This window comes from Nocardia sp. MH4 (genome assembly GCF_019266065.1).
In the GTDB taxonomy this organism is placed as follows: domain Bacteria; phylum Actinomycetota; class Actinomycetes; order Mycobacteriales; family Mycobacteriaceae; genus Nocardia; species Nocardia canadensis.
In genome coordinates this window covers 222,288-243,929 of the sequence record NZ_LPNR01000112.1, presented here as the reverse complement: position 1 = coordinate 243,929, position 21,642 = coordinate 222,288, and the positions used below count along the sequence as shown (strand labels likewise).

28 protein-coding genes are annotated in these 21,642 nt (G+C 69.2%); 14 read left to right on the top strand and 14 right to left on the bottom strand.

Annotation, left to right across the window (positions count from 1 at the left end; translation table 11 throughout):
* The 3 genes from ATM97_RS23320 to ATM97_RS23310 all read left to right on the top strand — a co-directional run bounded on the left by ATM97_RS23320 (position 1) and on the right by ATM97_RS23310 (position 2,501).
* Complete coding sequence (locus ATM97_RS23320; RefSeq protein WP_218720179.1) at positions 1 to 804, top strand: acyl-CoA thioesterase II; 804 nt, start codon at positions 1 to 3, stop codon at positions 802 to 804.
* Between the two features lie 14 nt (positions 805 to 818).
* Positions 819 to 2,243, top strand: a complete 1,425-nt coding sequence (locus tag ATM97_RS23315) for an MFS transporter (RefSeq protein ID WP_218720178.1) — start codon at positions 819 to 821, stop codon at positions 2,241 to 2,243.
* A gap of 75 nt (positions 2,244 to 2,318) precedes the next feature.
* A complete protein-coding gene (locus ATM97_RS23310) occupies positions 2,319 to 2,501 on the top strand; it encodes a hypothetical protein (RefSeq protein ID WP_218720177.1) in 183 nt (60 codons plus the stop codon).
* Positions 2,502 to 2,507: 6 nt separating this feature from the next.
* On the opposite strand, the gene ATM97_RS23305 is transcribed toward ATM97_RS23310, so the two are convergent.
* The 6 genes from ATM97_RS23305 to ATM97_RS23280 are packed head-to-tail and all read right to left on the bottom strand — an operon-like array spanning position 2,508 to position 6,502.
* Positions 2,508 to 2,996 carry a hypothetical protein gene (locus ATM97_RS23305; protein WP_218720176.1) on the bottom strand — a complete coding sequence of 163 codons (489 nt, stop codon included), beginning with the start codon at positions 2,994 to 2,996 and terminating at the stop codon, positions 2,508 to 2,510.
* Positions 2,993 to 3,406 carry an NUDIX domain-containing protein gene (locus tag ATM97_RS23300; RefSeq protein WP_218720175.1) on the bottom strand — a complete coding sequence of 138 codons (414 nt, stop codon included), beginning with the start codon at positions 3,404 to 3,406 and terminating at the stop codon, positions 2,993 to 2,995. The genes ATM97_RS23305 and ATM97_RS23300 overlap by 4 nt, the downstream gene beginning before the upstream one ends.
* 24 nt (positions 3,407 to 3,430) lie before the next feature.
* Complete coding sequence (locus tag ATM97_RS23295) at positions 3,431 to 3,910, bottom strand: carboxymuconolactone decarboxylase family protein (RefSeq protein WP_218720174.1); 480 nt, start codon at positions 3,908 to 3,910, stop codon at positions 3,431 to 3,433.
* Positions 3,907 to 4,986 carry a dihydrodipicolinate reductase gene (locus ATM97_RS23290; RefSeq protein WP_218720173.1) on the bottom strand — a complete coding sequence of 360 codons (1,080 nt, stop codon included), beginning with the start codon at positions 4,984 to 4,986 and terminating at the stop codon, positions 3,907 to 3,909. Before ATM97_RS23290 ends, ATM97_RS23295 begins: the two co-directional genes overlap by 4 nt.
* A gap of 59 nt (positions 4,987 to 5,045) precedes the next feature.
* A complete protein-coding gene (locus ATM97_RS23285) occupies positions 5,046 to 6,125 on the bottom strand; it encodes a winged helix DNA-binding domain-containing protein (protein ID WP_218720172.1) in 1,080 nt (359 codons plus the stop codon).
* Complete coding sequence (locus tag ATM97_RS23280; protein WP_308248596.1) at positions 6,125 to 6,502, bottom strand: BlaI/MecI/CopY family transcriptional regulator; 378 nt, start codon at positions 6,500 to 6,502, stop codon at positions 6,125 to 6,127. Before ATM97_RS23280 ends, ATM97_RS23285 begins: the two co-directional genes overlap by 1 nt.
* A gap of 118 nt (positions 6,503 to 6,620) precedes the next feature.
* Between ATM97_RS23280 and dinB the strand changes: the two genes are divergently transcribed.
* Positions 6,621 to 7,856, top strand: coding sequence for a DNA polymerase IV (gene dinB / locus ATM97_RS23275; RefSeq protein WP_218720171.1), 1,236 nt, complete (start codon positions 6,621 to 6,623; stop codon positions 7,854 to 7,856).
* 6 nt (positions 7,857 to 7,862) lie between these two features.
* Here dinB and ATM97_RS23270 read toward each other — a convergent pair whose 3' ends face one another.
* Positions 7,863 to 8,351 (bottom strand): TetR-like C-terminal domain-containing protein, encoded by a 489-nt coding sequence (locus ATM97_RS23270; RefSeq protein ID WP_255588261.1) that lies wholly within the window; start codon positions 8,349 to 8,351, stop codon positions 7,863 to 7,865.
* Positions 8,352 to 8,426: 75 nt separating this feature from the next.
* Here ATM97_RS23270 and ATM97_RS23265 point away from each other — a divergent pair, with 75 nt between their 5' ends.
* The gene (locus ATM97_RS23265) at positions 8,427 to 9,317 is read left to right on the top strand and encodes a hypothetical protein (protein ID WP_218720170.1); all 891 of its coding nucleotides are present in this window, start codon (positions 8,427 to 8,429) and stop codon (positions 9,315 to 9,317) included.
* A 12-nt stretch (positions 9,318 to 9,329) separates the two neighbouring features.
* On the opposite strand, the gene ATM97_RS23260 is transcribed toward ATM97_RS23265, so the two are convergent.
* From ATM97_RS23260 to ATM97_RS23240, 5 genes are read right to left on the bottom strand one after another with little or no spacing between them, the layout of a single operon-like run.
* Positions 9,330 to 10,208: a phosphoribulokinase gene (locus ATM97_RS23260; RefSeq protein WP_218720169.1), complete on the bottom strand. Its 879-nt coding sequence runs from the start codon at positions 10,206 to 10,208 to the stop codon at positions 9,330 to 9,332.
* Between the two features lie 9 nt (positions 10,209 to 10,217).
* Positions 10,218 to 11,306 (bottom strand): class 1 fructose-bisphosphatase, encoded by a 1,089-nt coding sequence (locus ATM97_RS23255; RefSeq protein WP_218720168.1) that lies wholly within the window; start codon positions 11,304 to 11,306, stop codon positions 10,218 to 10,220.
* A complete protein-coding gene (locus ATM97_RS23250) occupies positions 11,291 to 12,310 on the bottom strand; it encodes an AAA family ATPase (RefSeq protein ID WP_218720167.1) in 1,020 nt (339 codons plus the stop codon). Before ATM97_RS23250 ends, ATM97_RS23255 begins: the two co-directional genes overlap by 16 nt.
* Positions 12,300 to 12,722 carry a ribulose bisphosphate carboxylase small subunit gene (locus tag ATM97_RS23245; RefSeq protein ID WP_218720166.1) on the bottom strand — a complete coding sequence of 141 codons (423 nt, stop codon included), beginning with the start codon at positions 12,720 to 12,722 and terminating at the stop codon, positions 12,300 to 12,302. Before ATM97_RS23245 ends, ATM97_RS23250 begins: the two co-directional genes overlap by 11 nt.
* Before the next feature lie 8 nt (positions 12,723 to 12,730).
* Entirely contained in the window at positions 12,731 to 14,173 is a 1,443-nt protein-coding gene (locus ATM97_RS23240; protein WP_218720165.1) for a form I ribulose bisphosphate carboxylase large subunit, read from the bottom strand.
* Positions 14,174 to 14,297: 124 nt separating this feature from the next.
* On the opposite strand from ATM97_RS23240, the gene ATM97_RS23235 reads away from it, so the two are divergent.
* A complete protein-coding gene (locus tag ATM97_RS23235) occupies positions 14,298 to 15,179 on the top strand; it encodes a LysR family transcriptional regulator (RefSeq protein WP_255588260.1) in 882 nt (293 codons plus the stop codon).
* A gap of 17 nt (positions 15,180 to 15,196) precedes the next feature.
* Here ATM97_RS23235 and ATM97_RS23230 read toward each other — a convergent pair whose 3' ends face one another.
* Both ATM97_RS23230 and ATM97_RS23225 read right to left on the bottom strand, forming a co-directional pair.
* Positions 15,197 to 15,397, bottom strand: a complete 201-nt coding sequence (locus tag ATM97_RS23230) for a hypothetical protein (RefSeq protein WP_218720164.1) — start codon at positions 15,395 to 15,397, stop codon at positions 15,197 to 15,199.
* Positions 15,394 to 15,645 (bottom strand): TIGR02452 family protein, encoded by a 252-nt coding sequence (locus ATM97_RS23225; protein WP_218720163.1) that lies wholly within the window; start codon positions 15,643 to 15,645, stop codon positions 15,394 to 15,396. Before ATM97_RS23225 ends, ATM97_RS23230 begins: the two co-directional genes overlap by 4 nt.
* Positions 15,646 to 15,695: 50 nt before the next feature.
* Here ATM97_RS23225 and ATM97_RS23220 point away from each other — a divergent pair, with 50 nt between their 5' ends.
* From ATM97_RS23220 to nuoE, 8 genes are all read left to right on the top strand, one after another.
* Complete coding sequence (locus tag ATM97_RS23220; RefSeq protein ID WP_218720162.1) at positions 15,696 to 15,893, top strand: hypothetical protein; 198 nt, start codon at positions 15,696 to 15,698, stop codon at positions 15,891 to 15,893.
* Positions 15,894 to 15,986: 93 nt separating this feature from the next.
* Positions 15,987 to 17,072: a hypothetical protein gene (locus ATM97_RS23215; RefSeq protein WP_218720161.1), complete on the top strand. Its 1,086-nt coding sequence runs from the start codon at positions 15,987 to 15,989 to the stop codon at positions 17,070 to 17,072.
* A gap of 88 nt (positions 17,073 to 17,160) precedes the next feature.
* Positions 17,161 to 17,562, top strand: coding sequence for a hypothetical protein (locus tag ATM97_RS23210; RefSeq protein WP_218720160.1), 402 nt, complete (start codon positions 17,161 to 17,163; stop codon positions 17,560 to 17,562).
* Positions 17,563 to 17,932: 370 nt separating this feature from the next.
* Positions 17,933 to 18,313 carry an NADH-quinone oxidoreductase subunit A gene (locus ATM97_RS23205; RefSeq protein ID WP_218720159.1) on the top strand — a complete coding sequence of 127 codons (381 nt, stop codon included), beginning with the start codon at positions 17,933 to 17,935 and terminating at the stop codon, positions 18,311 to 18,313.
* 10 nt (positions 18,314 to 18,323) lie between these two features.
* Positions 18,324 to 18,878, top strand: a complete 555-nt coding sequence (locus tag ATM97_RS23200) for an NADH-quinone oxidoreductase subunit B family protein (protein WP_218720158.1) — start codon at positions 18,324 to 18,326, stop codon at positions 18,876 to 18,878.
* The gene (locus ATM97_RS23195) at positions 18,875 to 19,630 is read left to right on the top strand and encodes an NADH-quinone oxidoreductase subunit C (RefSeq protein WP_255588259.1); all 756 of its coding nucleotides are present in this window, start codon (positions 18,875 to 18,877) and stop codon (positions 19,628 to 19,630) included. The genes ATM97_RS23200 and ATM97_RS23195 overlap by 4 nt, the downstream gene beginning before the upstream one ends.
* Positions 19,630 to 20,943, top strand: a complete 1,314-nt coding sequence (gene nuoD, locus ATM97_RS23190; protein WP_218720157.1) for an NADH dehydrogenase (quinone) subunit D — start codon at positions 19,630 to 19,632, stop codon at positions 20,941 to 20,943. Before ATM97_RS23195 ends, nuoD begins: the two co-directional genes overlap by 1 nt.
* The gene (gene nuoE, locus ATM97_RS23185) at positions 20,940 to 21,641 is read left to right on the top strand and encodes an NADH-quinone oxidoreductase subunit NuoE (protein WP_218720156.1); all 702 of its coding nucleotides are present in this window, start codon (positions 20,940 to 20,942) and stop codon (positions 21,639 to 21,641) included. Before nuoD ends, nuoE begins: the two co-directional genes overlap by 4 nt.
* The last annotated feature ends 1 nt before the right edge of the window (position 21,642 follow it).

The window sequence follows — 21,642 nt, the reverse complement described above, 5'->3', positions numbered from 1 at the left end:
ATGATGAAACTCACTGGGCGGTTGGGTGCGGAATTCGCCCTCACCGCCGCCGAATCGGGGCGTTGGCACGCCGTCGTCGACGATTCCTGGCGGGGCTGGACCGGCCCGCACGGTGGCGCGCTCGCCGGACTGCTGATCGAGACCGCCCAGCGCGCGAGCACCCGCGACCAGCCCGTGCGCGCCGCCGAGATCCGCTTCCTCGGCAGGCCCGCGACCGGCGCGTTCACCCTGCGCACGACCGAGCACGTCGTCGGGCGCAGCACGACGATCCTCGACGTGGTCGCCGAGCAGAACGGCGTGGCCGTCGCCGCGGCCTCGATCACCCTCGGCGCGGCGAGCACGACCGCGATCGCCGCCCACTCCGCCCGGCCCGCACCCACCGTCGCGGCCCCGCAGGAGTGCGCGCTGTTCCAGTTGCCGCCGCAGATCGTCCCGGTCGGTGCGCATTTCGTCATCCGGCCCGCCGCGGGCCCGCTACCGCTCAGCGGCGCCGACGAGGCGATGATGTGCGCCTGGATCGCGCTCGATCCCGCCCTGCCGCTGGACGCGCCGAGCCTGGCCGTGCTCGCCGACGCGCTCCCGCCCGGACTGTTCCCACTGCTCACCGCCCCGGTGGCGGTGCCCACCGTCACCCTGTCGCTGCAACTGCACACCGACACCGCCCGCCGCGCCGAGGCTCCCGTACTGGTGCGTGCCGCCGCGGTCAGCGCCGGCGACGGCTGGACGGTCGACGACACCGACATCTGGGACCGCGACGGAGTCCTGCTCGCCACCGCCCGCCAAACCCGCCGCGTCCTCGGCTGATCGAGAGCTTCCGCATGAATTCCGTTGCCACCGCGCGCCCCACCGATCCCCGGGTGGTGCTCGCCGTCGTCTCCACCGGCGTCCTGCTGTCGAGCCTGGACCTGTTCATCGTCAATGTCGCCCTGCCCGCCATGGCCACCGATTTCGGCGCCGGGCTCACCGGGCTGTCCTGGGTGCTCAACCTCTACGCGATCGTCTTCGCCGCGCTGCTCGTGCCCGCAGGCCGCCTCGGCGACCGCAACGGCAATCGCGCGACCTTCCTGATCGGCCTCGCGGTCTTCGTCGCGGGTTCGGCGCTGTGCGCGGTGGCCTGGGATGTGGGCTCGCTCGTCGGGTTCCGCGTCGTCCAGGCCGTCGGGTGCGCGCTGCTGACACCGTCTTCGCTGGCCCTGGTGCTGGCCGCGACACCACCCGAGCGGCGCGCGGGCGCGGTGCGGTTGTGGGTCGCGTTCGGTGGTCTCGGTGCCGCGCTGGGGCCGGTGATCGGTGGGTTGCTCGTCGAACTCGATTGGCGCTGGGTGTTTCTGGTGAACGTGCCGATCGGGCTGGCCGCCCTGGCGGTCGGTGCGCGCACGCTGCCGCGCCCGGCCGCCGAGCGCGGCCCGCTGCCCGATCTGCTGGGCGCGGTGACGCTGATCGGCGCCGTCGGGTCGTTCATCCTGGCCGTGGTGCAGGGCCCGGAGTGGGGGTGGACGTCGACGGGAGTGCTCGCCGCGTTCGCGGTGGCGATCGTCCTCGGTGGGGTATTCGCCGTGTCCTCGGCGCGGCACCACAGTCCGGTGGTGGACCCGGCACTGCTGCACGCTCCGAATTTCACGCTGGCGAGCGCCAATTCACTCGTGTTCCAGATCGCGTTCGCGGGCATGTTGCTGTCGGTGACACTGTGGGCGCAGAACGTGTGGGGCTGGTCGGCACTGCGGACCGGGCTCGCGATCGCGCCGGGGCCGCTGCTCGTCCCGTTCGTCGCGATCGCGGCGGGCCGGATCATCGGCCGCGTCGGTGCGGGCCCGGTGATCGCCGCCGGCGGGCTGGCCTTCGGCGGCGGACTGCTGTGGTGGGCGCGGGCAGCCGAGCTGACACCGGACTACCCGTCCGGACTGCTCGGCGGAATGCTGCTGACCGGCCTGGGCGTCGGCCTCACCCTGCCCACCGCCTTCGCCGCGGGCGCGGGAACCCTCGCCCCACATCGCTTCGCGACGGGGTCGGCCGTCCTGAGCATGTCCCGCCAGCTCGGCCTCGCGATCGGCGTCGCCCTCCTGGTCGCCTTGCTCGGCACCCCCGAGACACCCGCCGCCACACTCGACGCCTTCCACCGCGCCTGGTACGTGACCGCGGCAGTCGCGGTCCTGGCCGGCCTGATCGGCCTCGGCATCCGCCCCACCACGAACCCGACCGAGACCAAGCAGGACACCGAGCTGGAACCGGCACCGCACGGATAGGCGGACCGGCTCCCGGTCGAGGTCGAACCGAGAACGGGGTCGCGGCTCCGCGCAGCGGCGCGATACCCGATCCTGGTGCCCGCACCGAGACGCGGCAACCCCGCGATCGGCGGCGCCCGGCGCCCGGCGACCGCCGACGAACTGGGCGAGGCGCGCCGGCGGGTGCGGCCGATGCGGCTCACGGTCACCGGGTTTCGGCTGGTGCGCTATCCGGTGATGATGCCCGAGGACGCACCACGAGACCGCGAATTCGCCTGAGCGCGATCAGATCTGGTGGGTCCAGGCGACGAAGAACACCGCGCCCGCGGCGGTGAGGGCGAGGCTGATCGGGATGGTCCACCAGGTTCCGTCGCGGCCGAGGACGGTGCGGGTCAGCCGTAATTCGAGGCGGCCGAGCAGAGCCACGACACCGAGGAAGGCCGGAGCCAGCAGCAGGCCGAGTGCGGCGTGCACGGCCCAGGCTCCGGCGAGTGTGGGCCCGCCCCACGAGGTTTCGTAGGCGTTCGCGGCGACCAGCGGGTAGGCGAGGCCGCGGACCAGGACCAGACCGGCGAGCAGGGTGAGAAACCAGGCGACCACGCCGGCCCCTGCGGACAGGACGGAGTGGACCACACAGCGCAGCGCCGAGACCCGCCGGGCGGAAACGGGTTCGTGCAGGAGCAGGCGCGGCACCCGGAGCCGGGTCCGCACCGGTGACACGGCCAGGGGCAGCGCGAGCAGCGCGTAGATGATCGTCCGCCCGAGCGCGCTCACCGTAGCGAACCCGCTGCCGCCAAGTCGTCGAAGAGCAATTGGTCGACCGGCGGCACCAGGTCACGATCGCGATAGCCGAACCACGCCAGTGCCTCGATCTCGCTGCTGGCGGTGAGAACACCGCGATAGTCGGCGGTGTAACAAGCCATCCGCACGACGGTGGGATGACCATCGGAGATCGCGGCCTCGTAGGTGCCGACATGGGCCGCGCTCTCCGGCGCCAGATCCACGCTCAGCTCCTCGGCGACCTCACGCACCAGCGTCTCCACATCGGTTTCGGCGCCCTCGCGTTTCCCACCGGGGATGAAGAAGACGTCCTTGCCCCGGGGGCGCGCGCACAGGATGCGCCCGTCCTCGATCAGTACCCAGGCCACGGTGTCGATCAGCTGCTGTACCGGAGAGTCCACCACGGCCCGCAGCCTACTGCGCCTCGGTCAGTGGCCGGGCAGCACGCAGACGGTGTCCAGGCCGAGAACCCGGTTGAGTCGACCGAAGGCCAGCCACGAGCCGATGCTCATGCTGAGCTCGACCACCTCGGTCTGGGTGTAGTGCTCGAACATCCTGGCCCAGAACTCGTCGTCGAGACTGTGGTGGTCGGTGGCGTAGCGCTCGGCGTATTCGGCGGCGAGCCGAGCGCGCTCGTCGAACAGTTCGGTGGTGCGCCAGTTCGTGACGGCGTCGGCGAACTCGGCCTCGACCTTCTGCCCGTCGCGTTCGGTGCGCCAGTCCTGACAGAACAGGCACCCGTTGATCTGCGCGATCCGCAGCCTGGCCGCCTCGAACTCGCGCAGCCCCAGGGTCGAGTGCTCGTAGACCGACAGCGAGAACGCGGCGGCGGCGACACCGATCCCGGGAACCATCTCGCCCCAGACGTAGCCGATCGGGTCCTTGCCTTCGGGAATGTCGATGATCATGGTGTTTTCCTTCCGAGTTTGCCGACCGCTGCCCGCAGCGGCACATCGAGTGCGTCGTAGAGGCCGGGTTCGGCCTCGACCAGCCAGTCGATGGCGTTCACCAAGCGGCCCACCGCCGTGGCGTTACCGCCCGCCGATCGGTTGCCACCCTCGTCGGCGGCTTCGACGCTGACCTCGATGCGGGGCGTGCCCTCGATGATCACGCGGTGCGCGCCGACGCCGTCGGGCGGTGTGGGCCAGTCCGGTGCGCAGCTGGGATGGATCCGGGTGACGTGCTCGATGACGATGCGTGGCTCCCCGTCGACGATGCCCTGCACTTCGAAGCGCACCGCGCCCTGGGTGCCCGCATCGAAGTCACCCATCTGCACGGTCTGCACCGTCGCATCGAGTGCACGCCGGTCCAGCGTCTCGCGGATCTCGTCGAGTTCCACGCCCAGCGCCCTGGCCATGAGCCGGACCTGCCCGCCCCAGACCATGGTGGGCACCGAGGGCAGCAGCATCGGCGGCTGGTAGTCCATCGGCTGTCCCATGCCGACCAGATAGCGCACCGAGTCGGGCTGGTCGTAGGTGGAGTAGTCGAAGATCTCCTGGCAGCGCACCACCTCGACGGTGCTCGAGAGCCCGCTGATCAACAGCGGCAGCACATCGTTGCCCCAGCCGGGATCGACGCCGGAGACGAACAGCGAACCGCCACCCTCGGCGATCGCGGCCAGCACCGGGTCACGCAGCTCCGCGGGTGCGTTGCGCGGGTCGTAGAGGGCATAGAGGGCCGGCGTGACGACGACGGCACCGGCGCGGATCGCGCGCACGATGTCGGCGAGGGCCTCGTCGGGACGGATATCGCCGGAGGCGGCGTAGACGACCGCGCGCGGCCCGGTGGCCAGCAGCGCGTCGATGTCGTCGGTGGCCGCCACCCCCAGCCCGTAGTCGAGTCCGGCGAGCGTACCGGCGTCACGCCCGACCTTGTCGGGGTTGTGCACCAGCACCCCCGTGAGTTCCAGCGCCGGGTGGGCAGCCACGGCACGCAGGGCCGCTCGGCCTACGTTGCCGGTGCCCCAGACGATCGTGGGGATCATCGCGCGAGCGTAGCAAGCGCTTGGTTCGGTGTCCGGATTATCCGAAATCCGGCCTCTGATCAGCCCTCTCGCACCGCCGCCACCGCCGACGACAGCGCCCGCGCGGGCAGCTGTCCACCGTCGAACATCGACACCACGACCTCGCCGTCGACGCGATCCCAGGTCCCCGCGATCCGCCCGTCGACCACGACCAGCGGCGAGATCCAACCGGCCGTGCGACTGACCTTCGCCCGATGCTCGGCCGGTAGCAGCGCGGTATCGGCGGTGCCGGGACCCAGGACGTACTGATCGAAAGGCCCGAGCAGGTGAACGGCGCCGTCGAGGCGCGCATCGGCCAGTTCGTCGGCGAGTTCGGTCGGGATCCAGCCGCGGCGGCCCTCGACGTCGACCTCTGTCAGCGCGTCGCCCAGCGCGGCGAACCAACCGCGGACCACGGTCTTGCGCAGGCTGTTGCGGCTGAGCCAGGCGTCGAAGACCTCCGGCGTCGCCGGACCGTACGCGCCGAGGTAGGCACTGATCAGGGTCGGCGCGGCGAGTTCGGGGTCGGGAACGCCGGTCCAACCGGGGACCAGATGCCCGGGACTGGTGAAGGTGATCTTCGTACCGCGCGCGGGACCATGGCACAGCGCACCCTGCCAGGCCAGCGGCTTGAGCACCGCGCCCCAGCCGGAGCGCAGCTGCTCGCCGAGGTGGGCGAAGCCGGGCTCGGCGAGCACGGCGTCGACGAGTTCCTCGCGGGTGAGGACCCGGTCGGCCAGGACCGCGGAGACCACCTCCACCAGCGCCGCCACCTGCTCGGGGGTGGCGCCGAAGGTCTTCTGCCACGAGGGCTTCTCCCACGTGCGCGCCGCGCCGATCAGCGACAGCGCTGCCGCGGCCTGGTCGGGGACCATCGCGTGCAGGGTGCCGCGCATCGCCCAGGTCTTGACGAGCGTGCCCGCGCCGAGCGCGTCGGCCACCGCGGTCGGCGCCGCGTCACCGCTGCGGATCGCGACGGCCGTCTCCGCCGCCGAGGCGACCTGCGCCTGCACCCCGGCCAGCCGGGCAGCGATCGTCTCGACCCCGCTTGTGCTGGGCTCGGCGACGAACTGCCTGCGCAACCGCCAGGCGAAAACCTGGTCCCACCCGACTTCGAGCATTAGTTCTCCTCCGCGCGCCGGGTGGCGACCCGGCGTAACGCGGCCCGCAATCCGGCGAATTCGTCGTCACTGATCCGGTCGACGAAATGACTCAGCACGAGATCGGACCGGCCGCCGATCCCGAGCGCCTCGTGCATGAGCTGGGCGCTGTGTTCCTCGCGGGTCATCGTCGGCCAATACCGGTAGGCGCGACCGTCGCGTTCCCTGGCCAGCCATCCCTTGCGATGCAGGTTGTCCATGGTCGACATGACCGTGGTGTAGGCGATATCGCGTTCGGCGGCGAGTTCGTCGAACAGTTCGCGCACGGTGGTCGAGTCCACATCGCGATCCCAGAGGCGGTCCATCAGCACCGCCTCGAGATCACCGAAACCACGCACCGCCTACCGTCTCCCTCATCATCGCCGACTCGCCGAAACCGGCTTCACATTACCGGGTGAGGCTCGGTGAGACCGCTATCGCGCGGCAACCCCACCTGTCGGACCCCGATGCGAACATATGTTCGTGTCCGACTCCGCTACGCCCCGCCGCCAGCGCATCCAGACCCGCGCCGAGGCGTCGATCCTGCACGCCGATCTGGATTCGTTCTACGCCTCGGTCGAGCAACGCGATCAGCCGTGGTTGCGGGGCAAGCCCGTCATCGTGGGCGGCGGGGTGGTGCTCGCCGCGAGCTACGAGGCCAAGGCGTTCGGCATCCGGACACCGATGAACGCCGGACAGGCACTGCGCCTGTGTCCGCACGCGGTGGTGGTGCCGCCGCGGATGTCGGCCTATGCCGCGGCGAGTAAGGCGGTGTTCGCGGTCTTCCACGACACCACCCCGATCGTGGAGGGCATCTCGATCGACGAAGCCTTCCTCGACGTGGGCGGGTTGCGGCGGATCAGCGGCGAGCCGATCGAGATCGCCCGTGCTCTGCGCGCCCGGATCAGCAGCGAGGTCGGGCTGCCGATCTCCGTCGGCATCGCCCGCAACAAGTTCCTCGCCAAAGTCGCCTCCGCGGTGGCCAAACCCGACGGGCTGCGGCTGGTGGAGCCGGGCCGCGAGCTCGACTTCCTGCACCCGCTGCCGGTGGAACGACTCTGGGGCGTCGGCGCGGTGACCGCCGCGACCCTGCACGAGAACAACATCACCCGGGTCGGGCAGCTCGCCGAACTCGGTGAACCGCATCTGCGCGCCATCCTCGGGCCGGGCGCGGCACGGCATCTGTTCGCGCTGTCGTGGGGCCGCGATCCGCGACGGGTGGAGACCGGCAAGCGCAGGCGCTCGATCGGTGCGCAGCGCGCGCTGGGCCGCCGCCACCGCACCCCGGAGGAGATCGCGGCCTACCTCGACGGTCTCACCGACCGGCTGGGCCGACGGCTGCGCGCCGCGGATCGCGTGTGCCGCACCGTCATCCTGCGACTGCGCTTCGACGACTTCACCCGCGCGACCCGCTCACACACCCTGGTCGAGGCCACCGACGCCACCGTGTCGCTGCGCCACGCCGCCCGCCTGCTGCTCGACACCGCGCAGCCGCTGATCGCCGAACGCGGAATCACACTCATCGGATTGTCGCTGACCAATCTCGACGACGCCGACACCATGCAGTTGACCCTCCCGCTGGAACCCCGCGCCGAGAACACGCTCGACGCGACCCTCGACGATCTGCGCCGCCGGTTCGGCTCGGCCGCCGTCACCCGCGCCACACTGCTCACCACCGGGGAAGGCCTGTCGGTTCCGATGCTCCCCGACTGACCGCGCTCACCCGCGACCGCGCCGGCGGACCAGCGGCAGATACACCTCGTCGATGATCTCGACGAGGACGTCGTCGGGCGCGGTCGGCACGCCTCGCAGCACGAACTCGTTGCGCAGCAGCACGATCGCCACGGTGGCGACTCGCGGATGCAGACATTCCGGGGCCGCCTCACCGCGCGCCACCGCGAAGCCCAGCACGGTCAGCCAGGTGGCCGCCGTCGCGTCGACCGACTGTTCGGGCAGCTGGGCGAGCAGTTCGGCGGCGCCGCCCGCCGCCGCGAGTAGTTCGCGCATGATCGCACCGAGTGCCGAACTCCAGTGCCGATTGGCTCGGCGCAGCAGTTCCAGCGCGTCGGCGCGCAGGTCGCCGGTGTCGGGGATGTCGACGGTGGTCGTCAGGAGCCGGTAGGCCGCAATGCCGAGGGCGAGCCGATTCGGCCAGCGGCGGTAGAGGGCGTTCTTGTTGGTCCCCGCGCGCTGGGCGACCTTGTCCATGGTCAGCCGGGCGTAGCCGCCCTCGCTCAGCTCCGCCGCCGCGGCACGCAGGATCGCGTCCTCGCGGTCCGGCTCGTGGGCGGCGACGCCGACCGCCTCGAGATCGCTGCGGGCTTGGCCGCCGACCTCGGTCTGGAGGTGTGGTTCTCGCCCTATCCGCTGGAACAGACCGCCGAGGAGATGGTGGCGCTCCTGCTCGACTGCGCCGACCGCGCGGAGCGACTCCGGCGTCGCGGAGCCGAGGTCGTCTTCGTCACCGGCGCCGAGATCAGCATCATGAACATCGGCTTCCTCGCCGGCGCCACCGTGCGCGAGCGAGTCGCCGGCCTCACCGCGTCCGACGCGCTCCCGAAGGTGGTACTGCAGGTCGGCACCCGGCTCAACGACTTCTTCCACACCGCGGTGCCGCTGATCCGCCAGCGGTTCGGCGGCACGCTGACCTATGCCGCGATCCCGCTCGAGCGCGTCGATTGGGACCTGTTCGATATGGTCTCCCTGGACCTCTATCGCTCCGCCGAGGTGGCCGACCGCTTCGCCGACGGCATCCGCGACATCGTCGCCCAGGGAAAGCCGGTGGCCGTCACCGAATTCGGCGCCGCTACCTTCCGCGGCGCCGGCGATGTCGGCGCCAACGGCCTCGACATCGTCGAGTGCAACCCCGGCCCGATCCGCCTCACCGCCGATGTCGACCGCGACGAAGCAGGCCAGGCCGCCTATCTCGCCGAGCTGCTGGAGTTGTTCGACGACAGCGGCATCGACACAACGTTCGTGTTCCTCTTCGCTCTCTACGACATGCCGCACCGCGCGGACGGCGACCCCCGCGACGACCTCGACCTCGCCAGCTATGGCATCGTCGCCGTCCTCGACCACCCGGGCCGGACCTACCCGAACATGCACTGGGAGCCCAAAGCCGCCTTCACCGCTGTCGCCGAGTACCACCGCCACAGCCCGGTAGCCATCCGGTGACGGCGGCCGCCCTCACACGAGCCGTTTGGGCCGTTTGTCCATCAGCCGCAGGATCAGCGGGGTGAAGATCAGCTGCATGGCCAGTTCCATCTTGCCGCCGGGCACCACGATGCAATTCGGCCGCGACATGAACGAATCGTGCAGCATCGACAGCAGATACGGGAAGTCGATCACCTTCGGATCGGCGAACCGGATCACCACGAAACTCTCGTCGGCAGTCGGAATACTGCGCGCGATGAACGGATTCGACGTGTCGACGGTCGGCACCCGCTGGAAGTTCACATAGGTCCGCGAGAACTGCGGACAGATGTATTTCACGTAATCGGGCATCCGCCGCAAGATCGTGTCGATCACCGCCTCACTGGAATACCCGCGATGGGTCTTGTCCCGGTACACCTTCTGAATCCACTCGAGATTGATGATCGGCACCACCCCCACCAGCAGATCGGTGTATTGGGCGACGTCGACGGCGTCGGTGACCGCCGCTCCGTGCAATCCCTCGTAGAACAGCAGGTCACTGCCGGGCGCCAGATCCTCCCACGGGGTGAAGGTACCCGCGGGCTGCCCGTACGGTTTCGCCTCCTCGTCGTCGTGCAGATATTTGCGGACCTGCCCGACGCCGGATTCGCCGTATTCCCGGAACAGCGCTTCCAATTCGGGCAGCAGATTGGCATCCTCGCCGAAATGGGAGAACGTCGTATTGCGTTGCTGCTCGGCCTCGGCCATCGCGATCTTCATTTCCGCGCGGTCGAACCGGTGGAACGAATCACCTTCCACCACCACCGCGCTGATCCCCTCGCGGCGGAAGATCTCCTCGAACGTACGGGTGACACTCGTCGTTCCCGCGCCGGAGGACCCGGTGATCGCGACAACGGGATGCTTGACCGACATGGGCGACTCCTAAGTGCGCTGATCGTGCTTGGCCGGACGGAACAGTGACCGCGTGCCGAACAGCGAACTGTCGAAGCTTGGGCCCGCGTCCGGCTCGGAGTGATAGCGCTCGATGCGCAGAACCTCGGTGCGGGAGCCGAAGATGAACGGCACCCGCTGATGCACCTCCGCCGGCGGCACGAGCATCACCCGGTCGTGCCCGGTGGTCGCCGCCCCGCCCGCCTGCTCGACGATGAAGGCGATCGGATTCGCTCCGTACAGCAGCGACACCCGCCCCGGTCGCGCCGGGTTGCGGGTGTCTCGCGGATAGAGGTACACCCCGCCCCTGGTCAGGATGTGGAAGGTGTCGGCCACCAGCGACGCGACCCAGCGCATATTGAAATCACGCCCCCGCGGCCCGTCCAGCCCCTGCAGGCACTCCTGCACGTAGCGGCGCACCGGCCGCTCCCAGAACCGCTCGTTGGCGGCGTTGATCGCGAAACCCGAAGTGTCCTCGGGAATCCGCATGCGCGGATGGGTCAGCACGAACGCGCCGATCTCGCGGTCCAGGGTGAACCCGTCCACGCCGCTGCCGGTGGTGAGCACCAGCATCGTCGCGGGCCCGTACAGGGTGAACCCCGCACAGACCTGCCGCACCCCCGGCTGCAGGAAATCGGCGTCGACCGGTTCGGCCGTCCCGTCGAGCACCGCCTGCGGCGCGCGCAGAATGCTGAAGATCGAACCGACAGGCAGATTCACGTCGATATTGCTCGACCCGTCCAGCGCGTCGTAGGCCAGCAGATACTTCCCGCGCCGCTGTGTCGCCGGCACCGGCAGCGCGGTGGCGCGCTGCTCGGACAGCAACCCCGACAGATGCCCCGTCCACTGGGTCTGCGCCACCATGATCTCATCGGTCAGCACGTCGAGGCGGGCACTGACCGACAACGGTTCCGCGTCGCTGGTCGAGCTGATGATCGCGCCGCGCGTCACCTGATTGGCGATGATCTTCGTCGCCGTGGCCACCACGTTGACCAGCGCCGAGAACTCCCCCGACGAACCGGGATGACGGTGTTCCTCCTCGATCGTGTAGCGGGTGAGGGTCTTCAATCCGTTGGGCATGGCGTCGTGGCCACCTCCTGCACCGTCTCGTCGAACACGCTGCTGCCGTAGACGTCCCGGTCGCACAGTGTGATCAGGTCGGTCCTCGACAGCGGTCGCGCCGCCTCGACCAGCCGCTTGGCCTGCCGCAGCCGGCACCGGTCGATCGCGTTGCGCACGCTGCGCGCGTTGGAGAATCGCGGTTTGGTCATCCGCACGGTCAGGTACTCCGCGAACGCGACGTGGGCCGCCGCGTCGAACCGGAAGTTCTCCCCCGCCACCATCAGTTCGGCGATGCCCATCAGTTCACCGTGGGTGTAGTCGGCGAACTCCAGGTGGTGGGCCACCCGCGAAGACAGGCCCGGGTTGGCGGAGAAGAACCGGTCCATCCGGTCCGGGTAGCCGGCGAAGATGACGACCAGGTTCGCCCGCTCGCTCTCCATTTCCTGCAGCAGGATCTCGATGACCTCCTGCCCGTAGTCGCGCTCGTTCTCCGGCCGGAACAGGTAGTAGGCCTCGTCGATGAACAGCACCCCACCCGCGGCCTTGGCGATCGCCTCCTTGGTCTTGGGCGCGGTGTGGCCGATGAACTGGCCGACCAGGTCGTCGCGGGTCACCGTGTGCACCTTGGGTTTGCGGATGTAGCCCAGCGCGTGCAGCATCTGGGCCATCCGCAACGCCACCGTCGTCTTGCCGGTGCCGGGCCCGCCGGTGAAGCTCATGTGCATGGTCGGGCGCGAGGATTCGAGCCCGAAGCGCCGCCGCGCCCGGTCGATCATCAGCAGTGCGGCGATCTCGCGCACCCGCTCCTTCACATTCGCCAGGCCGATCAGCTCGGCGTCGAGCGCGGCCAGTGTTTCGGCCACGTCGTGCCCGGCCAGGTCGAGGGAAAGATCCAACAGCGCGTCCTCGCTCAGCAGTTCCTCGGTCGCGGTGGCGCCCTCGGCGGGCGGGCGCGACGGCCGGGCGTCACCGACGCCCGGCCGCGGCAACCGGAATCCCGAAGCGGACCCGTCAGCCGCCATACCGCTGTCCCTGCGGACGACCGGTGGCGTAGGACCGCACGCTGTAGATCTGGCGCCGATCCGGCCCCTCGGTGCGCGCCAGCTCGAAACCGGGCTCCTCCGCGGGGCGCTGCACCAGAAAGCTCAGCGCCGTCGTCTGTTTCGTGTAGGTCGCGTCGTAGGCGGTGACCCGCACGTAGTGCCGGGGGAACGTGGCCCGGCAGGCGTTGATCTCGGCCATGACCCCATCGGGTTCGTCGAGGTCGAACAGTGGCAGCCCCCACATCTCCCAATAGGTGTTGCGTGGGTGCGGGTCGTCGGTGTACTCGATCGAGACCGGCCAGTTGTTGAGCAGCGCGTAGCGCACCTGGGCCGCGATCTCGGCGTCGGTGAGCTCGGGCAGATACGAGAACGTCCCGTGTCGCAGATACATGGTGCTCCCTACAGGCTCGGTGTCGGCACCGCGTCGGGTGCGTCGGTGGACGTGTAATCGAAGGTGACATCACCCCAGGTCGACAGCGCGACCTCCAGCGGACGACAGGTCGAGGCCGCCGTGCGCAGCACGTCGGGGCCTTCCTTGAGCAGATCGCGACCCTCGTTGCGGGCCTTGACGACCGCTTCCAACGCGACCCGGTTGGCCTCGGCGCCCGCCGCGATGCCGAGCGGATGGCCGATGGTGCCGCCACCGAACTGCAGGATGACGTCGTCACCGAACAGATCGAGCAGCTGATGCATCTGGCCGGCGTGGATACCACCCGAGGCCACCGGCATCACACCGGGCAGGCTCGCCCAGTCCTGATCGAAGAAGATGCCGTTGCCGAGGTCGGTCGGAATGTGGTTCTCCCGCAACGTGTCGTAGAAACCGCGGGTGGTCGCCGGATCGCCTTCCAATTTGCCCACCACGGTGCCGGCGTGCACATGGTCCACACCGATCAGCCGGCACCACTTCGCCAGCACGCGGAAGCTCACGCCGTGCGTCTTCTGCCGGGTGAACGTCGAGTGTCCCGCCCGGTGCAGGTGCAGCAGCACCCCGTTGCGCCGCGCCCACTTCGACATCGACTGCATGGCGGTGTAGCCGACGGTGAGGTCCATCATGATGACCACCGACCCGAGTTCCTTGGCGAACTCGGCCCGCTCGTACATGTCCTCCATGGAGGCAGCGGTGACATTGAGGTAGTGGCCCTTGATCTCGCCGGTCTCGGCCATCGCCCGGTTCACGCCCTCCATCGCGAACAGGTACCGGTCGCGCCAGCGCATGAACGGCTGGGAGTTGATGTTCTCGTCGTCCTTGGTGAAGTCGAGACCCCCCTTGCAGGCCTCGTAGATCACCCGGCCGTAATTCCGGGCGGACAAACCGAGTTTCGGTTTCACCGTCGCGCCCAGCAGCGGCCTGCCGTATTTGTTGAGATATTCGCGCTCCATCACCGTGCCGTGCGGCGGGCCCTGGAAGGTCTTGACATAGGCCACCGGAATACGCATGTCCTCGAGCCGCAGCGCGAGCAGCGGTTTGAATCCGAACACATTACCGATGATCGAGGAGGTGAGGTTGGTGATCGACCCTTCCTCGAAAAGATCCAGATCGTAGGCGATGTAGGCGAAGTACTCGCCGGGCCTGCCCGGCACCTCGTCGATCCGGTAACACTTCGCCTGATACTTCGAGTGGGCGGTGAGCCGGTCGGTCCACACGACAGTCCAAGTCGCAGTGGAGGATTCACCGGCGACAGCGGCCGCTGCCTCGATCGGATCGACGCCCCGCTGCGGAGTCACCCGGAACACCGCGAGCACATCGGTATCGGCGGGCACGTAGTCCGGCGCGTAATATCCCATCGACGCGTAGGACTGTACGCCCGGATCCCAACGATCCCGTTCGGTTTCTTCCGCCATCGTTCCTCCTGTGGAATCCGGTGTACGCCTTGCGAATTCCAGGATGAGGCCCGGTCGGGCGGCAAACAATGTGAATGTTTCAGGGAACGCTCAACCGAAACGTTGAGTTTGCTACCGTCGGGTAATGGGCAGGGTGAGCGCGGGGCGGATGGAAACCTTCCTCGCGGTCGCCCGGCTGGGCAGCATCCGCCGCGCGGCCGCCCAGTTGCACGTCACCGAAGCGGCCGTCTCCGCCGCGGTCGCCCATGTCGAGAAGCAGCTCGGCGCCAAACTCATCACCCGCGCGGGGCGCGGGATCGCGCTCACCGAGGCGGGGCGGGTCTACGCCGAGTACTGCCGCGGGATCCTGGGCTTAATGAAGGAAGCCCACGCTGCGGTCCGCCAGGCCGAAGCGGGCCGGCTACGGATCGGCGTCGTCGCCACGGCGGGCGAATCGGTGGTGCTGCGTCCGCTGGCGTCGTTTCGGCACCGCTACCCCGATGTGGAACTGAGCCTGTCGATCCAGCCCCGTGACGTGCTGTTTCTCGAATTGCAGCACCACGAGACCGATCTCGTCATCGCCGGTCGGCCCCCGCACGAGGCCAACCTGGTCATCCAGGCGCGGCGGCCGAGCACCCTCGTCGTCGTCGGCGCGAACGACGCCCACGACCCGCGCCACGACACCTGGCTATTGCGCGGCAACGGTTCCGGCACCCGCGAAGCGACTCTCGCGCTGATCGACCGTCTCCAGATCGACCCGCCCACCCTGACGCTGGGGTCGCACGGCGCGGTCATCGCCGCCGCCCGCGAAGGCCTCGGCATCACCCTCATCCATTCCGATGCCGTCGGCGAGCATCTGGAATCCGGTGCGCTGCACACGATCGACGTGCCGGGCACCCCGCTGGATCGGGCCTGGCACGCGGTCACGACACCGACGCCCACCCCCGCGACCCGCTTGTTCCTGGCGCACCTGATCGACCCGCTCGAGACCGGAACCGACGCCTTTCACGCCGCGATCGGGCCGTAGCTGGCCATTCTCGGTCGCTAGCGCGTGACCCCGAAGCGCGCTTCGAAGGCCGCGCGATCGGCCCGCTCGGCCGGCAGCACCGGCAGGTCGACGGTATCGGCCCGGCGCGCCAGTTCGCCGGCATTGGGCGCGGGCGAGGTCAGGAAGGTGACCGGAAAGGGCTCGGCCAGCTCGCCCCGATCGTCGCGGATCACCGGCACCTCCGGCGAGACGATCACCGGTGACTGTGGGCCGGATCCGTCGACGCACGGTGCGCCGCATAGTAATCCGGGGCTTCGATCAGGCAGGTGTACAGCAACGCGCTGCGGCACAGGTCTTCCTCCTGGGCGCGTGCGCCACGCAGGTACCCGCCACCGGAATTGCGCGCCGAGGCGACATCGAGGACCCCGATCCGCCCGTCGACGCCGTCGCCGCGTAGTCGCCGGGCCGTCGCCACGCTGCCTTCGCCGGTCACCTCGGCGGCCACGGTTCCCGCGCCGAGCGAGCTTACGAGTACGCCGGACTCCCCGACCGTCCGTGGGCCCGGCCCGCGCTCGCCGCCCTGCGCTCCGGTGCCCGCACTTCGCCGTCAACACCCTGTTCCACGCGCGCCTGGCCGATCCGCTCCAGGGCGCGCTCGCGGCGCTGAACGAAGCCGCCATCACCTTCGGCGACCGGGTCCAGATCCTGTTCGCGGGCATCCGCGCCGAGTTCGGGTTACCGCCCCGGCGCTGAGGACGACATCGTGGACGGTCCCGGTCACCGCGGGTACGGTCGTCGACAGGGGCGGGTCCATCGGGTACGCACCCACGAACGAAGGGGTGGGACATGGCAACGGAAGTGACGCTGTCGGGAGACGCGCTCGAACTGCCGGGCGGGGTGCGGGTGACGTTCGTGCGCACCTTGCGGCTGCCGGAGACCGGCACCTATCCGTTGCCACCGGGCCTCGGCAGCTTTCCACTGCGCCGAGTCGCCGACTACCCCGATACCGTGCCCGAGGAGTGGCGCCGACGCGGCGGGGTGATGCTGCCGGTGTACCAGCGTGAGGCGATGTGGTTGCGGTTCTCCGCGACCGTGCCCGCGGCGCTGAAGGTCGGCGTCGGCAAGGTCTGCGCGGTCTCCGGGAAGCCGTGGAGCGACGCCCTCGGCCAGGACCCGCAGAACTATCTCGCGCTGCCCGAACAGCCGTGGATGGACGGCATCAACTCCGGCGACGGCACCGTCCGGCAGTTCGTCGCCGTACCGCTCGGGCTCGGCGCGACCGTCGAAGGTCAGGTGACCGGCGTCGAGCAGTGGGGTGGCGTCCAGCTCGCCGTCCACGGGCTCACCGACACCGCGCACGCCGCCTGGCTCGCCGCCGCGGAGGCGCGACAGCGTGCGCTGCGCGCGATGCCCACCCCGCCCTGGCAGTCCGGGGAGCCGGTCTACGGCGCGCCGATGCCGGTCAGTGCGCCGCCGCCCGGCGCGATGTACTCCGGACCGGCACCGGGCTCGGCCCCGCCCGCGGCCCCCACCAGCGCCGCCCGGATGCGTGGCGCGGCGCGGAAGATGGGACTCGGCGCGGGTGGCACCATGCGGCAGGAGATCTTCGCCGACCGCAGGCCGATCGCGGACTATCGCACCGAGGCCGACGGTCGCGTCTTCGTCCACCTCGCCTCCGCCGCCGAATGGCAGCAGATCACCGGGGAACCGGCGCCGCCGACGCCGATCACCGCCCAGGCCTACGCCCAGCACAATCTGCCGTGGTTCGACTACTACGGCGCCGACGCCGACGACCTGGCACCGTCCTCCGAACTGGCGGAGGTGAAACCCACCGGCCACTGGCTGGCCGACGAGCAGCCCAATCCGCCTATCGAACAACCACTTCCGGTGATCCCGCTGGGCGGCAAGAAGGTCCAAGACGGGGACTGGTAGCCGCGCCGGACTCGCTTGCCCCGCAGGCCAACCGGCCGATCCGGCGAACCTGCCACGCCGCGCGCCCGCGCGGACGTACGATCCGAGCGTGGCCGAATCGAATGGTTCCACCCCGCTGCGTGTGCTGGTCTACAGCAACGACGCCGACACCAGGCAACAGGTGATCCTGGCGCTGGGCCGTAGGCCGCGCCCCGATCTGCCCGAGCTCGATTTCTTCGAGGTCGCCACGGCGCCCGTGGTCATCGAGCAGATGGATGCCGGCGGGATCGATCTGGCGATCCTGGACGGGGAGTCCGCGCCAGCGGGTGGGCTCGGCATCGCCAAGCAGCTCAAGGACGAGATCGACGAGTGCCCGCCGGTGGTCGTGCTGACCGGCAGGCCCGACGACGCCTGGCTGGCGAACTGGTCGCGCGCCGAGGCCGCGGTCTCGCACCCGATCGATCCCATGCAGCTCACGCACGCGGTGACCAGCATCCTGCTCGCCCGCTGATCGGCGACGCCCGGACATCGTCCCGCCACTTCGGATAGTCCCGTGCCCCACAGCTCTGCCTATCACCACTGGTAACACCAGTGGTTCCGTGGCGTGCGCCGATCCGGGATTACCCCCGGATCGCTCATGAATCCGTGTATCGAAATCGATCAAACCCCGTCCCGGAAACGCGCGGCGCACCCTTGGAACGGCGGTACTCTGTGCTCTAGCTCACACGAGCGCGGGCTCCTGTATAACGCTCCGCCATCGCTGCACAGCCTTGCGCGAGCCCCGTATCGGCGGACAACGTTGTCGGCCCCGTCTCGCCAAAGCTGCCGTCCGCGGCCGGGCCACACGGCTCGACCTGCTCCAGCGAGGAGGGGAAGCAGTCGTGAATATCGAGGTGCCCGCGCTCGTTCTCGGCGCCATCGCCGCCGCGTTCGCGGTGTTCTCCGTCGTGATGGCGGCGCTGATCGGCCCGAAGCGATACAACAGGGCCAAGCTGGAACCCTACGAATGCGGCATCGAGCCGACCCCGCATGCCATCGCGGGCGGCCCCGGAAACGTCACGGGACAGCGCTTTCCGGTGAAGTACTACCTCACCGCGATGTTGTTCATCATCTTCGACATCGAGATCGTGTTCCTCTACCCGTGGGCCGTGCACTTCGATGCGCTGGGTCTGTTCGGGCTCGCCGCGATGGCGCTGTTCATCGTCAATGTGTCGGTCGCCTACGCCTACGAGTGGCGGCGCGGCGGCCTCAGCTGGGAATGAGTGGGAAATAATGGGTCTCGAAGAGAAACTGCCCAGCGGGTTTCTGCTGAGCACCGTCGAAGATTTCGCCGGCTACCTGCGTAAGGGCTCGGTCTGGCCCGCGACGTTCGGCCTGGCCTGCTGCGCGATCGAGATGATGGCCACCGGCGCGGGGCGATTCGACATCGCCCGCTTCGGTATGGAGGCGTTCCGCGCCTCTCCGCGCCAGGCCGATCTGATGATCGTGGCGGGCCGGGTGAGCCAGAAGATGGCCCCGGTCCTGCGTCAGGTCTACGACCAGATGACCGAGCCGAAATGGGTGCTCGCCATGGGCGTGTGCGCCTCCTCGGGCGGCATGTTCAACAACTACGCGATCGTGCAGGGCGTCGACCACATCGTGCCGGTCGACATCTACCTGCCGGGCTGTCCGCCGCGCCCGGAGATGCTGCTCAACGCGATCCTCGCGCTGCACGCGAAGATCGCCGAGACACCGATGGGTGTCAACCGCGAGGAAGCGATCCGCGCTGCCGAACAGGCCGCGCTGGCCAGCACGCCGACCATCCGAATGGAGGGCCTGCTGCGATGACCTTCGACGCTCCCGACAACGCCGACAGCACAGCGGGACAGGATATTCCGGACGAGACCCCGGCCGCCCCGCGCCCGCCCGCGGCACCCGAGGACGAGGTGATCGGCACCCGTCGCGGCATGTTCGGTGTCACGGGCACCGGCGACACCTCCGGCTACGGCGGCCTGGTCACCCCCGTCGCCCTGCCCGCGGGCACTCCACCGCCCTACGGTGGCTGGTTCGACGCGTTCGTCGGCACCCTGCGCGCCGCGCTGACCCACCGGGTGATCGCGTTCGATACCGCGATCGAGAAGATCGTCGTCTTCCGCGACGAGATCACTCTGCACGTGCGGCGCGAACACCTGGTCGCCGTCGCGAGCGCGCTGCGCGACGACACCTCGCTGCGCTTCGAACTGTGCCTGGGCGTCAACGGCGTGCACTACCCCGACGACGAGGGTCGGGAACTACACGCGGTCTATCACCTGATGTCGATCACACACAACCGGCGGATCAGGCTGGAAGTCTCTGTCCCCGACGCCGATCCGCACGTCCCCTCGCTGTTCGCGGTCTACCCGACCACCGACTGGCACGAACGCGAGACCTACGACTTCTTCGGCATCCTCTTCGACGGGCACCCTTCCCTCACCCGCATCACCATGCCCGACGACTGGCGCGGCCATCCGCAGCGCAAGGACTACCCGCTCGGCGGGATCCCGGTGGAGTACAAGGGCGCGCGGATACCGCCGCCCGACGAGCGGAGGACCTACAGCTGATGACCGACACCGATTTCCGCCGCGACGAGCCGCAGGTCGTCACCGTCGCAGGCCAGGACTGGGACCAGGTCAGCGAAGTGATCGAGGGCGGCGGCGAGGAACGCATCGTCGTCAACATGGGGCCGCAGCACCCGTCCACACACGGGGTGCTGCGCCTGATCCTCGAGATCGAAGGCGAGACCGTCACCGAAGCCCGCTGCGGCATCGGCTACCTGCACACCGGCATCGAGAAGAACCTGGAGTTCCGCACCTGGACCCAGGGCGTCACCTTCGTCACCCGGATGGACTACCTGTCCCCGTTCTTCAACGAGACCGCCTACTGCCTCGGTGTGGAGAAGCTGCTCGACATCACCGAGCAGATCCCCGAACGCGCCACCGTCGTGCGTGTCCTGCTGATGGAGCTCAACCGGATCTCCTCGCATCTGGTCGCTCTGGCGACCGGCGGCATGGAACTGGGCGCGCTCACCCCGATGCTGTTCGGCTTCCGCGAACGCGAACTGATCCTGGACGTGTTCGAGACCATCACCGGCCTGCGGATGAACCACGCGTTCATCCGGCCCGGCGGCCTGGCCCAGGACCTGCCCGACGACGGCGTCACCAAGGTGCGCGAACTCCTGGAGATCATGCCGGGACGTTTGCGCGACATGGAGCATCTGCTCAGCGCCAACCCGATCTGGAAGAAGCGCACCCAGGACATCGGCTACCTGGACCTGACCGGCTGCATGGCCCTAGGCATCACCGGCCCGGTCCTGCGCGCCACCGGTCTGCCCCACGACCTGCGCAAATCGGCACCGTACTGTGGCTACGAGAACTACGAATTCGACATCCCGACGACCACCGGCTGCGACTGCTACGGCCGCTACCTGATCCGCGTCGCCGAGATGCGCGAGTCGCTCAAGATCGTCGAACAGTGTCTGGACCGGCTGCGGCCCGGCCCGGTCATGGTCGACGACAAGAAGATCGCCTGGCCCGCCGATCTGCAACTGGGTCCCGACGGACTGGGCAACTCGCCCCAGCACATCGGCAAGATCATGGGCACCTCGATGGAGTCGCTGATCCACCACTTCAAGCTCGTCACCGAGGGCATGCGGGTGCCCGCGGGCCAGGTGTACGCGGCGGTGGAGTCGCCGCGCGGCGAGCTCGGAGTGCACATGGTCAGCGACGGCAGCACCCGTCCGTACCGGGTGCACTACCGCGATCCCTCGTTCACCAATCTGCAAGCGGTGGCCGCGATGTGCGAGGGCGGCATGGTCGCCGACGTCATCGCCTCGGTCGCCAGCATCGACCCTGTCATGGGCGGAGTGGACCGATGAAGATCGAACTGAACCTCACCACCAGGCCGGAACCGTATCCGCCGCATGTGCGGCAGCGACTCGAAGTAGACGCCAAGGAGATCATCGCCCGGTACCCGCATCCCCGCTCGGCGCTGCTGCCGCTGCTGCACCTGGTGCAGGCCGAGGAGGGTTACGTGACCGGCACCGGGATCGACTTCTGCGCCGACCATCTCGGTCTCACCGGCGCCGAAGTGACGGCGGTGGCCACCTTCTACTCCATGTACCGGCGTACCCCGACCGGGGACTACCACGTCGGCGTGTGCACCAACACGCTGTGCGCGGTCCTCGGTGGCGACGCCATCTACGAAGCGCTGCAACAGCATCTGGGTGTCGGCCACGGCGAGACCACCGCCGACGGCGCCATCACCCTCGAGCACGTCGAGTGCAACGCCGCCTGCGACTACGCCCCGGTGATGATGGTGAACTGGGAGTTCTTCGACAACCAGACCCCCGAATCGGCGCGCGCGATCACCGACGCGCTGCGCGCGGGGCACCAGGTGCGTCCCACCCGGGGCGCGCCGCTGTGCACCTTCCGGGAGACCGCCCGCATCCTGGCCGGATTCCCCGACGAACGTCCCGGCGCGCTCGACGGCGCTCCGGGCGCCGCCACACTGGCCGGCTTGCGGGCCGCGGAAACCGGTGCCGCAGAGGTTGATGCCGTCGGACAAGGGGAATGAG

Coding starts and splice junctions, on each gene's coding strand:
- ATM97_RS23320 (WP_218720179.1), top strand. CDS start 1: ATGATGAAACTCACTGGGCGGTTGGGTGCGGAATTCGCCCTCACCGCC.
- ATM97_RS23315 (WP_218720178.1), top strand. CDS start 819: ATGAATTCCGTTGCCACCGCGCGCCCCACCGATCCCCGGGTGGTGCTC.
- ATM97_RS23295 (WP_218720174.1), bottom strand. CDS start 3,910: ATGATCATCGACATTCCCGAAGGCAAGGACCCGATCGGCTACGTCTGG.
- ATM97_RS23290 (WP_218720173.1), bottom strand. CDS start 4,986: ATGATCCCCACGATCGTCTGGGGCACCGGCAACGTAGGCCGAGCGGCC.
- ATM97_RS23285 (WP_218720172.1), bottom strand. CDS start 6,125: ATGCTCGAAGTCGGGTGGGACCAGGTTTTCGCCTGGCGGTTGCGCAGG.
- dinB (WP_218720171.1), top strand. CDS start 6,621: ATGTTCGTGTCCGACTCCGCTACGCCCCGCCGCCAGCGCATCCAGACC.
- ATM97_RS23270 (WP_255588261.1), bottom strand. CDS start 8,351: ATGGACAAGGTCGCCCAGCGCGCGGGGACCAACAAGAACGCCCTCTAC.
- ATM97_RS23260 (WP_218720169.1), bottom strand. CDS start 10,208: ATGTCGGTCAAGCATCCCGTTGTCGCGATCACCGGGTCCTCCGGCGCG.
- ATM97_RS23255 (WP_218720168.1), bottom strand. CDS start 11,306: ATGCCCAACGGATTGAAGACCCTCACCCGCTACACGATCGAGGAGGAA.
- ATM97_RS23250 (WP_218720167.1), bottom strand. CDS start 12,310: ATGGCGGCTGACGGGTCCGCTTCGGGATTCCGGTTGCCGCGGCCGGGC.
- ATM97_RS23245 (WP_218720166.1), bottom strand. CDS start 12,722: ATGTATCTGCGACACGGGACGTTCTCGTATCTGCCCGAGCTCACCGAC.
- ATM97_RS23240 (WP_218720165.1), bottom strand. CDS start 14,173: ATGGCGGAAGAAACCGAACGGGATCGTTGGGATCCGGGCGTACAGTCC.
- ATM97_RS23235 (WP_255588260.1), top strand. CDS start 14,298: ATGGGCAGGGTGAGCGCGGGGCGGATGGAAACCTTCCTCGCGGTCGCC.
- ATM97_RS23215 (WP_218720161.1), top strand. CDS start 15,987: ATGGCAACGGAAGTGACGCTGTCGGGAGACGCGCTCGAACTGCCGGGC.
- ATM97_RS23200 (WP_218720158.1), top strand. CDS start 18,324: ATGGGTCTCGAAGAGAAACTGCCCAGCGGGTTTCTGCTGAGCACCGTC.
- ATM97_RS23195 (WP_255588259.1), top strand. CDS start 18,875: ATGACCTTCGACGCTCCCGACAACGCCGACAGCACAGCGGGACAGGAT.
- nuoD (WP_218720157.1), top strand. CDS start 19,630: ATGACCGACACCGATTTCCGCCGCGACGAGCCGCAGGTCGTCACCGTC.
- nuoE (WP_218720156.1), top strand. CDS start 20,940: ATGAAGATCGAACTGAACCTCACCACCAGGCCGGAACCGTATCCGCCG.